Annotated in this window: 8 protein-coding genes; all 8 read left to right on the top strand. The window is 54.4% G+C overall.

Annotated elements, in window-relative coordinates:
* The first annotated feature begins 193 nt into the window (after positions 1 to 193).
* The 8 genes from OGY67_RS02315 (at position 194) to trhP (ending at position 13,164) form a co-directional block, all read left to right on the top strand.
* Positions 194 to 1,441 (top strand): MdtA/MuxA family multidrug efflux RND transporter periplasmic adaptor subunit, encoded by a 1,248-nt coding sequence (locus tag OGY67_RS02315; protein WP_286573332.1) that lies wholly within the window; start codon positions 194 to 196, stop codon positions 1,439 to 1,441.
* Entirely contained in the window at positions 1,441 to 4,563 is a 3,123-nt protein-coding gene (locus OGY67_RS02310; RefSeq protein ID WP_286573330.1) for an MdtB/MuxB family multidrug efflux RND transporter permease subunit, read from the top strand. Before OGY67_RS02315 ends, OGY67_RS02310 begins: the two co-directional genes overlap by 1 nt.
* The gene (gene mdtC, locus OGY67_RS02305) at positions 4,564 to 7,644 is read left to right on the top strand and encodes a multidrug efflux RND transporter permease subunit MdtC (protein ID WP_235127185.1); all 3,081 of its coding nucleotides are present in this window, start codon (positions 4,564 to 4,566) and stop codon (positions 7,642 to 7,644) included.
* Positions 7,641 to 9,053 carry an MFS transporter gene (locus tag OGY67_RS02300; protein ID WP_128612021.1) on the top strand — a complete coding sequence of 471 codons (1,413 nt, stop codon included), beginning with the start codon at positions 7,641 to 7,643 and terminating at the stop codon, positions 9,051 to 9,053. Before mdtC ends, OGY67_RS02300 begins: the two co-directional genes overlap by 4 nt.
* Positions 9,053 to 10,456 (top strand): envelope stress sensor histidine kinase BaeS, encoded by a 1,404-nt coding sequence (baeS, locus tag OGY67_RS02295; RefSeq protein WP_003834277.1) that lies wholly within the window; start codon positions 9,053 to 9,055, stop codon positions 10,454 to 10,456. Before OGY67_RS02300 ends, baeS begins: the two co-directional genes overlap by 1 nt.
* The gene (gene baeR / locus OGY67_RS02290) at positions 10,453 to 11,175 is read left to right on the top strand and encodes an envelope stress response regulator BaeR (protein ID WP_032943946.1); all 723 of its coding nucleotides are present in this window, start codon (positions 10,453 to 10,455) and stop codon (positions 11,173 to 11,175) included. Before baeS ends, baeR begins: the two co-directional genes overlap by 4 nt.
* Positions 11,176 to 11,310: 135 nt before the next feature.
* Positions 11,311 to 11,643, top strand: coding sequence for a YegP family protein (locus tag OGY67_RS02285; RefSeq protein ID WP_048224506.1), 333 nt, complete (start codon positions 11,311 to 11,313; stop codon positions 11,641 to 11,643).
* A gap of 159 nt (positions 11,644 to 11,802) precedes the next feature.
* Entirely contained in the window at positions 11,803 to 13,164 is a 1,362-nt protein-coding gene (trhP, locus tag OGY67_RS02280; RefSeq protein ID WP_032943948.1) for a prephenate-dependent tRNA uridine(34) hydroxylase TrhP, read from the top strand.
* Positions 13,165 to 13,449 lie beyond the last annotated feature (285 nt).

The raw sequence follows: 13,449 nt of genomic DNA, 5'->3' as shown, positions 1-13,449 counted from the left end.
CCTTGTCAGCACTCTATCGCACAATTGCGTATTCGCTATCTTCACCACCGATTGTTGCGTAACGCCTCGCAAAGCCGCGTCAGCATTCAGACGAATCCCGACAGTGTTTCATAATTCCTCCATTTTTCTCCCTTGTTCACTGGCTAAACTAGTATCATTCCGCGAATCGTTTCAGGATGAGAAACTCATAACAATGAAAGGCAGTAATAAATCCCGCTGGGTGATAGCAATCGTGATCGTCGTGGCCGCCGTCGCCGCCATCTGGTTCTGGCAAAGCCGCAGCGCATCCCAGGGAACCCCACCGGGCGCGACCAAACCCGCGCAGCACACGGCGGGGTCAGGACGGCGTGGAATGCGCTCCGGACCGTTGGCTCCCGTGCAGGCTGCCACCGCCACCGAGGAAGCCGTGCCACGCTATCTGACAGGGCTGGGGACCGTTACTGCCGCAAATACCGCCACGGTGCGTAGTCGGGTGGATGGTCAACTCATCGCCTTACACTTTGAGGAAGGACAACAGGTTAAAGCCGGTGACCTGCTAGCAAAGATAGATCCCAGCCAGTTCAAAGTTGCTCTGGCTCAGGCGCAGGGACAACTGGCAAAAGATAAAGCCACGCTGGCGAATGCCCGTCGCGATCTTGCCCGCTATCAACAGTTGGTTAAAACCAATCTGGTCTCCCGTCAGGAGCTGGATGCCCAGCAGGCGCTGGTCAATGAGACGTTAGGCACAATCAAAGCGGATGAAGCCAGTGTCGCCAGCGCACAGTTGCAGCTCGACTGGAGCCGGATAACCGCGCCTGTCGATGGTCGTGTCGGCCTGAAACAGGTCGATGTCGGTAACCAGATTTCCAGCGGCGATACCACCGGAATTGTCGTCATTACGCAAACGCATCCTATCGACCTGATATTTACGTTGCCGGAAAACGACATTGCTACCGTATTGCAGGCACAAAAATCGGGGAGCCCGCTGAAGGTCGAAGCCTGGGACCGAACCAATTCGCAAAAGCTGAGCGAAGGCGTTCTGCTCAGCCTCGACAATCAAATTGATGCCACCACCGGAACAATCAAAGTTAAGGCTCGTTTTAACAATCAGGATGATGCTTTATTCCCTAACCAGTTCGTTAACGCCCGCATGCTGGTCGACACACAACAAAATGCTGTTGTGATCCCAACTGCCGCCCTGCAAATGGGTAACGAAGGCCACTTTGTCTGGGTACTGAACAGCGATAACAAAGTGAGCAAACACCTGGTTAAACCGGGTATTCAGGATAGCCAAAAAGTGGTGATTGCCGCCGGGCTTTCTGCGGGCGATCGGGTCGTGACCGACGGGATTGACCGTCTGACGGAAGGCGCAAAAGTCGAAGTCGTTGAGGCGCACGACGCCTCTGTTCAGGACGAGAAAACAGCGCCACGCGGATACGGCAAAAAAGGAGCTAACTCCTGATGCAGGTGTTACCTCCGGACAACACAGGCGGACCATCGCGCCTGTTTATTCTGCGCCCCGTCGCCACCACGCTGCTGATGGTCGCGATTTTGCTTGCCGGAATTTTCGGTTATCGCTTCCTGCCAATCGCCGCCTTACCTGAAGTGGATTACCCCACGATTCAGGTCGTTACGCTCTACCCTGGCGCCAGCCCGGACGTCATGACCTCGGCGGTCACTGCACCGCTTGAACGTCAGTTTGGACAGATGTCTGGCTTAAAACAGATGTCATCACAAAGCTCCGGTGGCGCATCGGTCGTTACGTTACAGTTTCAACTGACGCTCCCGTTGGATGTTGCCGAGCAGGAAGTTCAGGCCGCGATTAACGCCGCCACCAATTTATTACCCAGCGATCTCCCTAACCCTCCGGTATACAGCAAGGTAAACCCGGCAGATCCGCCGATCATGACGCTGGCGGTCACATCCAGCGCCATGCCGATGACGCAGGTGGAAGATATGGTCGAAACCCGCGTCGCGCAGAAAATCTCTCAGGTATCCGGCGTGGGCCTGGTAACACTTTCCGGTGGGCAACGTCCGGCGGTCCGCGTGAAGCTTAACGCTCAGGCCATTGCCGCACTCGGTCTGACCAGCGAAACCATCCGTACGGCCATTACCGGTGCCAACGTCAATTCGGCGAAAGGGAGTCTTGATGGCCCAACGCGTGCCGTTACCCTGTCAGCCAACGACCAGATGCAGTCCGCGGATGAATATCGTCAGCTCATTGTTGCCTATAAAAGCGGGGCACCGGTTCGTCTGGGCGATGTTGCCACCGTTGAGCAAGGGGCCGAAAACAGCTGGCTGGGCGCATGGGCCAATAAGCAACAAGCCATTGTGATGAATGTTCAGCGTCAGCCGGGGGCAAACATCATTTCCACTGCTGACAGTATCCGCCAGATGCTGCCACAACTCACCGAGAGCCTGCCCAAATCGGTTAAGGTCAGCGTACTTTCCGATCGTACGACCAATATCCGTGCGTCCGTAGCGGATACCCAATTTGAATTGATGCTGGCGATTGCGCTGGTAGTCATGATTATCTACCTGTTTTTGCGCAATATTCCGGCAACCATTATTCCTGCGGTCGCCGTACCGTTATCGTTAATCGGTACTTTCGCAGTGATGGTATTTCTTGATTTCTCCATCAACAACCTGACCCTCATGGCGCTAACCATTGCGACAGGTTTTGTGGTGGATGACGCTATCGTGGTTATCGAGAATATTTCACGCTATATCGAAAAAGGCGAAAAACCGCTGACTGCTGCCCTGAAGGGCGCGGGCGAGATTGGTTTTACCATCATCTCTCTGACATTTTCACTGATCGCCGTACTGATCCCACTGCTATTTATGGGTGATATCGTAGGTCGATTATTCCGGGAGTTCGCTGTGACGCTGGCCGTGGCGATTCTGATTTCCGCCGTTGTCTCGCTCACTCTTACGCCGATGATGTGCGCGCGTATGCTGAATCAGGCCTCATTGCGTAAGCAAAACCGCTTCTCCCGTGCCTCAGAGCGCATGTTTGATCGCGTTATTGCCGGGTACGGTCACTGGCTGGCAAAGGTACTCAACTATCCGTGGCTGACGCTCAGCGTGGCGCTTGGTACGCTGGCGCTGAGCGTCATGCTGTGGGTCTTTATTCCCAAAGGCTTCTTCCCGATACAGGATAACGGCATCATCCAGGGCACGCTGCAGGCACCACAGTCCAGCTCGTTTGCCAGCATGGCCCAGCGCCAGCGTCAGGTTTCAGATGTCATTCTGAAAGATCCGGCGGTAGAAAGCCTGACCGCTTTTGTCGGTGTGGACGGCACTAATACGGCATTGAACAGCGCGCGCTTACAAATCAACCTTAAGCCTCTGGATGAACGCGACGATCGGGTGCAGAAAGTGATTGCCCGCCTACAGGATGCGGTTGACAGAGTTCCCGGCGTTGACCTTTATCTTCAGCCCACTCAGGATCTGACGATTGATACTCAGGTCAGCCGGACGCAATATCAGTTCACGCTGCAAGCGACATCCCTTGATGCCCTCAGCACCTGGGTTCCACAGCTGATAGCAAAACTAAATCAGCTACCGCAACTGTCCGATGTCAGTAGCGACTGGCAGGACAAAGGGCTGGTAGCATATGTGAACGTCAATCGTGACAGCGCCAGCCGTTTGGGCATCAGCATGTCAGATGTCGACAACGCCCTGTACAACGCCTTCGGCCAGCGACTGATTTCAACCATCTACACCCAGGCAAATCAGTATCGCGTGGTGTTAGAACATGACACCAACAATACGCCAGGGCTTGCGGCACTGGATACAATTCGTCTGACCAGTAGCGACGGCGGCATAGTACCGCTCAGCGCGATCGCCAGTGTTGAACAGCGTTTTGCCCCGCTGTCGATTAACCACCTCGATCAGTTCCCGGTCACCACCATCTCGTTCAACGTGCCAGACGAGTGGTCGCTGGGTGATGCGGTACAGGCCATTCTGGATACCGAAAAAACGCTTAACCTGCCCGCAAATATTACCACCCAGTTCCAGGGCAGCACGCTCGCCTTCCAGGCTGCGCTGGGAAATACCATCTGGTTGATTGTGGCTGCGGTTGTCGCGATGTATATCGTACTGGGTGTGCTGTATGAGAGCTTTATTCACCCAATTACTATTCTCTCCACGTTGCCGACGGCGGGCGTCGGGGCGCTCCTGGCATTAATGATTGCCGGGAGCGAACTGGACGTCATCGCGATTATCGGCATTATTTTGCTCATCGGTATCGTCAAGAAAAACGCCATCATGATGATCGATTTTGCCCTTGCCGCGGAGCGCGAACAGGGAATGTTACCACGCGATGCCATTTTCCAGGCTTGTCTGCTGCGTTTTCGCCCGATCCTGATGACTACACTGGCGGCACTGCTCGGCGCGTTGCCGCTGATGTTGAGTACCGGCGTGGGCGCAGAGTTACGTCGTCCATTAGGTATTGGCATGGTCGGTGGGCTGCTGGTGAGTCAGGTATTAACCCTGTTTACCACCCCGGTGATTTATCTGCTGTTTGACCGTCTGTCGTTGTACGTGAAAAGCCGCTTCCCGCGTCAGGAAGAGGAAGCGTAAATGAAATTTTTCGCGCTTTTCATTCATCGTCCGGTGGCGACCATTCTCATTTCGGTAGCCATCACCCTGTGCGGCATACTCGGATTTCGTCTGCTGCCGGTCGCTCCGCTACCGCAGGTGGATTTTCCGGTGATCATGGTCAGCGCATCGTTACCGGGTGCCTCACCCGAAACGATGGCGTCCTCGGTCGCAACTCCGCTGGAGCGCTCGCTGGGGCGCATTGCGGGCGTGAACGAAATGACTTCGAGCAGTTCACTTGGCAGTACGCGTATTATTCTCGAATTCAAATTCGACCGTGACATCAATGGCGCGGCGCGGGACGTTCAGGCCGCAATTAACGCCGCGCAAAGTCTGCTACCCAGCGGGATGCCGAGCCGACCAACGTATCGCAAAGCCAACCCTTCCGATGCGCCAATCATGATCCTGACGCTAACATCGGACACGTACTCGCAAGGTGAATTGTACGATTTCGCATCAACACAACTGGCGCAGACCATCGCACAGATCGACGGCGTGGGCGACGTGGACGTTGGAGGCAGCTCACTGCCTGCGGTGCGTGTAGGGCTTAATCCGCAGGCGCTGTTTAACCAGGGCGTGTCGCTGGACGACGTGCGTAGCGCAATTGACAACGCCAATGTACGTAAGCCGCAGGGCGCTATCGAGAATGATACCCACCGTTGGCAGGTACAAACCAACGATGAGCTGAAAACCGCCGCCGAATACCAGCCGATTATCATCCACTACAATAACGGCGCGGCGGTGCGACTGGGCGACGTTGCGTCTGTAACCGACTCGGTGCAGGACGTACGCAACGCGGGGATGACCAATGCCAAACCGGCCATTCTGCTGATGATCCGCAAGCTACCGGAAGCCAATATTATTCAGACGGTAGACAGCATTCGCGCCAAATTGCCGGAGCTACAAACGCTGGTCCCGGCCGCTATCGATCTGCAAATAGCCCAGGACCGCTCGCCGACTATTCGCGCCTCGCTGGAAGAAGTCGAACAGACGCTGATTATCTCCGTGGCGCTGGTTATCCTGGTGGTCTTTATTTTCCTGCGCTCCGGGCGCGCGACGCTGATCCCCGCGGTAGCTGTTCCGGTCTCGCTGATCGGTACCTTTGCCGCCATGTATCTGTGCGGATTCAGCCTGAACAACCTGTCGTTGATGGCGTTAACCATTGCCACGGGATTTGTCGTCGATGACGCCATCGTGGTGCTGGAAAATATTGCCCGCCACCTGGAAGCAGGAATGAAGCCGCTCCAGGCGGCGTTACAGGGTACACGCGAAGTGGGATTCACCGTGCTCTCCATGAGTCTGTCGCTGGTGGCGGTATTCCTGCCACTGCTGTTAATGGGCGGATTGCCTGGGCGCTTGCTACGCGAATTTGCCGTCACGCTGTCGGTTGCTATCGGTATCTCGCTGCTGGTGTCGCTGACATTAACGCCAATGATGTGCGGCTGGATGCTCAAATCCAGCACCCCGCGCGAACAGTCTCGCAAGCGGGGTTTTGGTCGTGTGCTGGTGGCGCTGCAACAGAGTTACGGTACCTCGCTTAAATGGGTGCTGCGCCATACGCGGCTGGTAGGCGTGGTGTTACTCGGTACCATTGCGCTGAATATCTGGCTTTATATTTCCATCCCCAAAACCTTCTTCCCGGAGCAGGATACGGGTGTATTGATGGGTGGGATCCAGGCCGACCAGAGCATCTCATTTCAGGCCATGCGCGGCAAACTGCAGGACTTTATGAAGATCATCCGCGACGACCCGGCGGTGAATAACGTCACCGGTTTTACCGGTGGTTCGCGGGTCAACAGCGGGATGATGTTTATTACCCTCAAGCCACGTGATGAGCGCCGTGAAACCGCTCAACAGGTGATTGACCGCCTGCGCGTCGCGCTTTCAAAAGAGCCAGGTGCGAATCTGTTTTTAATGGCGGTGCAAGATATTCGCGTTGGTGGACGCCAGGCCAACGCCAGCTATCAATACACATTGCTGTCCGACGATCTCGCGGCGCTGCGTGAGTGGGAACCGAAGATCCGTAAGGCGCTTGCCGCCCTGCCCCAACTGGCAGACGTCAACTCCGATCAGCAGGACAATGGCGCGGAGATGAATCTGATTTACGATCGCGACACCATGTCTCGTCTGGGGATCGACGTGGCAGCCGCCAACAGCCTGTTGAATAATGCTTTCGGACAACGGCAAATTTCGACCATCTATCAGCCGATGAACCAGTACAAAGTGGTGATGGAGGTCGATCGACGTTACACCCAGGACATCAGCGCACTGGACAAAATGTTCGTCATCAACAATGACGGTAAAGCGATCCCGTTATCGTTCTTTGCTAAATGGCAGCCGGCGAATGCGCCACTGTCTGTGAACCATCAGGGCTTGTCTGCCGCCTCAACCGTGTCGTTTAACCTGCCGACAGGTTCTTCACTGTCAGAAGCGACAGAGGCCATCAACAGAACCATGACCCAGCTCGGCGTCCCTTCCACGGTTCGCGGTAGCTTTGCCGGTACCGCACAGGTATTTCAGGACACCATGAATTCGCAGGTGATCCTGATTATCGCCGCCATCGCCACGGTCTATATCGTGCTGGGGATGCTGTATGAAAGCTATGTCCATCCGCTGACCATTCTCTCCACGCTACCTTCGGCTGGCGTCGGGGCGTTGCTGGCGCTGGAACTGTTCAATGCCCCGTTCAGCCTAATCGCCCTGATAGGGATCATGCTATTAATTGGCATTGTGAAGAAAAACGCCATCATGATGGTCGATTTTGCGCTGGAAGCGCAGAGAAACGGCAAGCTACAGCCGGAAGAAGCTATTTTCCAGGCCTGCTTGTTGCGCTTTCGCCCAATAATGATGACCACGCTGGCGGCGTTGTTTGGCGCGTTGCCGTTGGTGTTATCCGCAGGAGATGGCTCTGAACTGCGTCAGCCTTTGGGGATAACCATTGTCGGTGGGCTGGTCGTGAGCCAGCTCCTGACGCTGTACACCACGCCCGTGGTCTATCTCTTTTTCGACCGTCTGCGTCTGCGTTTTTCGCGTAAAAACAGCAAACCGGTAGCAGAGTTATGACAGAACTTCCCGACAGCACCCGCTGGCAACTTTGGATTGTGGCATTTGGCTTTTTTATGCAGTCGCTGGATACCACCATCGTTAACACCGCGCTTCCCTCGATGGCGGCAAGCCTCGGGGAAAGCCCGTTACACATGCATATGGTCATTGTGTCATATGTTTTAACTGTTGCCGTGATGCTGCCCGCCAGCGGATGGCTGGCGGACAAAGTTGGCGTGCGTAATATCTTCTTCACCGCCATCATCCTGTTTACGCTTGGCTCGCTGTTTTGTGCCGGGTCCAGCACGCTCAACGAGCTGGTGATGGCGCGCGTCTTACAAGGCGTTGGCGGCGCGATGATGGTGCCGGTCGGCAGGCTAACGGTGATGAAAATCGTCCCGCGTGAGCAATATATGGCGGCAATGACGTTTGTCACTTTACCCGGTCAAATCGGCCCGCTGCTGGGCCCGGCGTTAGGCGGAATTCTGGTTGAATACGCCTCCTGGCACTGGATATTTTTGATTAACATTCCGGTTGGTATTGTCGGCGCGATAGCGACGTTAATGCTGATGCCCAACTACACCATGCAAACCCGACGTTTCGACCTCTCAGGGTTCGCGATGCTGGCGGTCGGCATGGCGGTACTGACGCTGGCGCTCGATGGCAGCAAAGGAACCGGCCTCTCCAGTATCACGCTGGCGGCGCTGGTTATCTGCGGGGTATTGGCTATTGCGCTGTATCTGAAACACGCCCATCGTAATCCGCGTGCGCTATTCAGCCTGAATCTGTTTCGCACACCAACCTTCTCGCTAGGTCTGTTCGGCAGTTTTGCCGGACGCATCGGTAGCGGCATGTTGCCGTTTATGACACCAGTGTTTTTACAGATTGGCCTCGGTTTTTCACCTTTTCATGCCGGGCTGATGATGATCCCGATGGTGCTGGGCAGTATGGGCATGAAGCGCATTGTGGTGCAGGTCGTTAACCGCTTTGGTTACCGTCGCGTACTGATTACCACTACGCTTAGCCTGTCGCTGGTCAGTCTGTTGCTAATGACCACGGCACTGCTGGGCTGGTATTACGCCCTGCCCTTCGTGCTGTTTTTACAGGGAATGGTCAACTCAACGCGTTTTTCATCCATGAACACGCTTACGTTAAAAGATCTGCCTGACGATCTGGCCAGCAGCGGTAACAGCCTGCTGTCGATGATCATGCAGCTATCGATGAGTATTGGTGTGACCATCGCTGGCCTGCTGCTGGGCATGTTCGGCCAACAGCATATCGCCATCGACAGCGGAAGTACGCATACCGTCTTTATGTATACCTGGCTGTGCATCGCATTCATCATTGCGCTGCCCGCCATTATTTTTGCCCGCGTGCCGAACGACACGCAAACCAACGCGGTGATTTCACGGCGCAAAAGGAGCACCTGATGAAGTTCTGGCGGCCCGGTATCACCGGCAAACTGTTTCTGGCGATTTTCGCCACCTGCATTGTGTTGCTGATCAGCATGCACTGGGCCGTACGCATTAGCTTCGAACGTGGTTTTATTGACTATATCAAGCACGGCAACGAGCAGCGGCTGCAAATGCTCAGCGACGCATTAAGCGAGCAGTACGAGCAGCACGGCAACTGGCGATTCTTACGCAATAACGATCGTTTTGTTTTCCAGATCCTGCGCTCTTTTGAACACGACAACGACGATGATAAACCGGGTCCAGGCATGCCGCCGCACGGCTGGCGTACACAGTTTTGGGTTGTCGACCAAAACGCCCGTGTGCTTGTCGGCCCGCGCGGCCCAGTTCCTCGCGACGGCATGCGCCATCCCATACGCGTTAACGGTAGCGAAGTGGGCGCCGTGATTGCCTCTCCTGTGGAACGCTTAACGCGGAATACGGATATCAATTTCGACATGCAGCAACGACGATCCAGCTGGCTTATCGTTGCGCTCTCCACGATCCTGGCCGCGCTGGCGACATTTACGCTGGCGCGCAGCCTGCTGGCCCCGGTTAAGCGGTTGGTGGAAGGCACGCACAAACTGGCGGCGGGCGATTTCACCACTCGCGTTACGCCAACCAGTACGGATGAGCTGGGCAAGCTGGCGCAGGACTTCAACCAGCTCGCCAGTACACTGGAAAAAAACCAGCAGATGCGTCGTGACTTTATGGCCGATATTTCTCACGAACTGCGTACGCCGTTGGCGGTGTTGCGCGGTGAACTGGAGGCCATTCAGGATGGTGTCCGCCAGTTTACCCCTGACTCCGTTGCCTCGTTGCAGGCTGAAGTCGGTACGCTCACCAAACTGGTTGACGACCTTCATCAGCTCTCCATGTCAGATGAAGGCGCGCTGGCCTACCAGAAAACATCGCTGGACCTCATCCCCCTATTGGAAGTGGCAAGCGGCGCATTTCGTGAACGCTTCGCCAGCCGTGGATTGACCATACAGCTTTCGCTCCCCGACAGCATGACGGTATTTGGTGACAGGGATCGTCTGATGCAGCTGTTCAACAACCTGCTGGAAAACAGTCTGCGCTACACCGATAGCGGTGGCGGGTTGCATATCAGCGCCGAACAACGCGAACGCATGGTGTTATTAACCTTCGCAGATTCCGCTCCCGGCGTAAGTGACGAGCAGTTACAGAAGCTGTTTGAACGATTTTATCGCACCGAAGGCTCGCGCAACCGCGCCAGCGGAGGTTCCGGGTTGGGGCTGGCGATTTGCGTCAATATCGTACAAGCGCATAATGGTCTAATCCGCGCCGCCCATTCGCCTTTTGGTGGGGTTAGCATTACAGTAGAGTTACCGCTGGAACGCGATTTACAGAGAGATGTATGACTGAGTTACCCATTGATGAAAACACACCGCGTATTCTGATCGTGGAAGATGAGCCTAAGCTGGGGCAACTGCTGATCGACTACCTGCGGGCAGCGAGCTATGCCCCTACGCTGATCAACCACGGCGACCTGGTTCTGCCTTACGTGCGCCAAACGCCGCCCGATCTGATCTTGTTGGATCTGATGCTGCCCGGTACCGACGGTCTGACTCTGTGTCGGGAAATCCGCCGCTTCTCAGAAGTCCCCATCATGATGGTAACCGCTAAAATCGAAGAGATTGATCGCCTGCTAGGGCTGGAGATCGGTGCTGATGATTATATTTGTAAACCTTACAGCCCGCGTGAAGTTGTCGCGCGCGTAAAAACGATCCTGCGTCGTTGCAAACCGCAGCGCGAACTGCAACAAATGGATGCAGACAGCCCGCTTATCGTCGATGAAGGCCGTTTTCAGGCCTCCTGGCGTGGGAAGATGCTCGATTTAACGCCCGCCGAATTCCGCTTACTTAAAACGTTGTCACATGAGCCGGGTAAAGTGTTCTCCCGTGAACAGTTGCTCAATCATCTCTATGACGATTACCGCGTCGTTACAGACCGCACCATCGACAGCCACATTAAGAACCTGCGACGTAAGCTGGAGTCGCTGGATGCCGAGCAGTCGTTTATTCGCGCGGTCTATGGCGTGGGGTATCGCTGGGAAGCCGATGCCTGCCGAATTGCTTAAACTCTCATGCCCTTCAGGGCTCAGTTGTTCCGTGAGCCCTGGTAACTAGCAACTCTCCAAATATCGCTCATACTCTTTCTGACAATACTGTCGTCAATAACTGTTTGATATAAAACTTTTAATCAAGGAGTTCATATGGCTGGTTGGTTTGAATTAAGTAAGAGTAGCGATGATCAGTACCGCTTTGTTCTTAAAGCTGGGAACGGGGAAATAATCCTTACCAGTGAGCTTTACACTACAAAAGGCGCTGCAGAAAAAGGGATCGCATCTGTCCAGGCTAACAGCCCTCTGGATGAGCGTTATGAGAAAAAAACAGCGTCTAATGGCAAATTACATTTCAACCTGAAAGCTGCAAACCACCAGATTATTGGTAGCAGTCAACTGTATGCGAATGAACAGTCACGCGAGACCGGTATTGCTTCAGTTAAGACCAATGGTGTCAGTCAGACGATAAAAGATAAGACCTGATAATTATTTGCTCAGCCGGGTAACGCAACGCTGTCGCCCGGCGTTTTTCTTTACCTGACTTCCTCGCAGCGCTACAATGCCCGCCCTTAATATGGGGGCACTCCCCTAACCGCCTCATTGAGTGAGGCGAGTCTGACCTGTCATCAGAACGAGAAAATTATGTTTAAACCGGAACTCCTTTCCCCGGCGGGAACGCTGAAAAACATGCGTTACGCTTTCGCCTATGGCGCTGACGCTGTGTATGCGGGCCAACCGCGTTACTCACTGCGCGTACGCAACAACGAATTCAACCACGAAAACCTGCAGCTCGGCATTAATGAAGCCCATGAACTGGGTAAAAAATTCTATGTGGTGGTTAACATTGCCCCACACAATGCCAAGCTGAAGACCTTCATTCGTGATCTGAAACCGGTGGTGGAAATGGGGCCGGATGCACTGATCATGTCAGACCCTGGTCTGATTATGCTGGTGCGCGAAAACTTCCCTGACATGGACATTCACCTTTCAGTACAGGCTAACGCCGTAAACTGGGCGACGGTGAAATTCTGGAAGCAGATGGGGCTGACCCGCGTGATCCTCTCCCGCGAGCTGTCGCTGGAAGAAATCGAAGAGATCCGCACCCAGGTGCCGGATATGGAGCTTGAGATCTTCGTTCACGGCGCGCTGTGTATGGCCTACTCCGGCCGTTGCCTGCTTTCTGGCTATATCAACAAACGTGACCCTAACCAGGGTACCTGCACCAATGCCTGCCGCTGGGAATACAACGTGCAGGAAGGCAAAGAAGACGTGGTGGGCAATATCGTGCATAAGTACGAGCCTATTCCGGTACAAAACGTTGAGCCTACGCTGGGTATCGGCGCACCGACAGACAAAGTCTTTATGATTGAAGAAGCCCAGCGTCCGGGTGAGTATATGACCGCGTTCGAAGACGAACATGGCACTTACATCATGAACTCAAAGGATTTGCGTGCCATTGCCCACGTTGAACGCCTGACGCAGATGGGCGTGCATTCCCTGAAGATCGAAGGCCGCACCAAGTCATACTATTACTGTGCACGTACCGCGCAGGTCTATCGTAAAGCCATTGATGATGCCGCAGCCGGTAAACCGTTCGACCCGCAACTGCTGGAAACGCTGGAAGGTCTGGCGCATCGTGGTTACACCGAAGGGTTCCTGCGCCGCCATACCCATGACGACTATCAGAACTACGAATACGGCTTCTCTGTTTCCGAGCGTCAGCAGTTTGTCGGCGAATTCACCGGCGAACGTAAAGGTGAACTGGCCGCCGTACTGGTGAAAAACAAATTCACCGTCGGCGACAGCCTGGAGCTGATGACCCCACAGGGCAACATTAACTTTACCCTCGAACAGATGGAAAACGCGAAAGGTGAAGCCATGCCGGTTGCGCCGGGCGACGGTTACACCGTGTGGATGCCAGTACCAGAGGATATCGATCTGAATTATGCATTGTTGATGCGTAATTTTACCGGTGAGTCCACGCGCAACCCGCATACTAAGTAGTTAATTACGGTTATTTTTCAGCGTTCGGAAGATTCTTAGAAATCGATCACATACCGTTTCGTTCATTAAGGGTATTATCCCCTCCGCTGAAAAACATAACCCATAAATGCTAGCTGTACCAGGAACCACCTCCTTAGCCTGCGTAATCTCCCTTACGCAGGCTTATTTTTTGCCTGTAATCTACTGAAATAAATGGATTTATTTCTATCAATGTCCACACATTGACCACATCGATACTAAAAGCCTCGCTTATGCGAGGCTTACCCCTTCCTCACCTGAACTAAA

The organism is Citrobacter sp. Cpo015, from assembly GCF_030333035.1.
GTDB classification, from domain to species: domain Bacteria; phylum Pseudomonadota; class Gammaproteobacteria; order Enterobacterales; family Enterobacteriaceae; genus Citrobacter; species Citrobacter portucalensis.
Note: the sequence above shows the minus strand (reverse complement) of the source record. Positions and strands in the feature narration are given on the sequence as shown.

Coding starts and splice junctions, on each gene's coding strand:
- OGY67_RS02315 (WP_286573332.1), top strand. CDS start 194: ATGAAAGGCAGTAATAAATCCCGCTGGGTGATAGCAATCGTGATCGTC.
- OGY67_RS02310 (WP_286573330.1), top strand. CDS start 1,441: ATGCAGGTGTTACCTCCGGACAACACAGGCGGACCATCGCGCCTGTTT.
- mdtC (WP_235127185.1), top strand. CDS start 4,564: ATGAAATTTTTCGCGCTTTTCATTCATCGTCCGGTGGCGACCATTCTC.
- OGY67_RS02300 (WP_128612021.1), top strand. CDS start 7,641: ATGACAGAACTTCCCGACAGCACCCGCTGGCAACTTTGGATTGTGGCA.
- baeS (WP_003834277.1), top strand. CDS start 9,053: ATGAAGTTCTGGCGGCCCGGTATCACCGGCAAACTGTTTCTGGCGATT.
- baeR (WP_032943946.1), top strand. CDS start 10,453: ATGACTGAGTTACCCATTGATGAAAACACACCGCGTATTCTGATCGTG.
- OGY67_RS02285 (WP_048224506.1), top strand. CDS start 11,311: ATGGCTGGTTGGTTTGAATTAAGTAAGAGTAGCGATGATCAGTACCGC.
- trhP (WP_032943948.1), top strand. CDS start 11,803: ATGTTTAAACCGGAACTCCTTTCCCCGGCGGGAACGCTGAAAAACATG.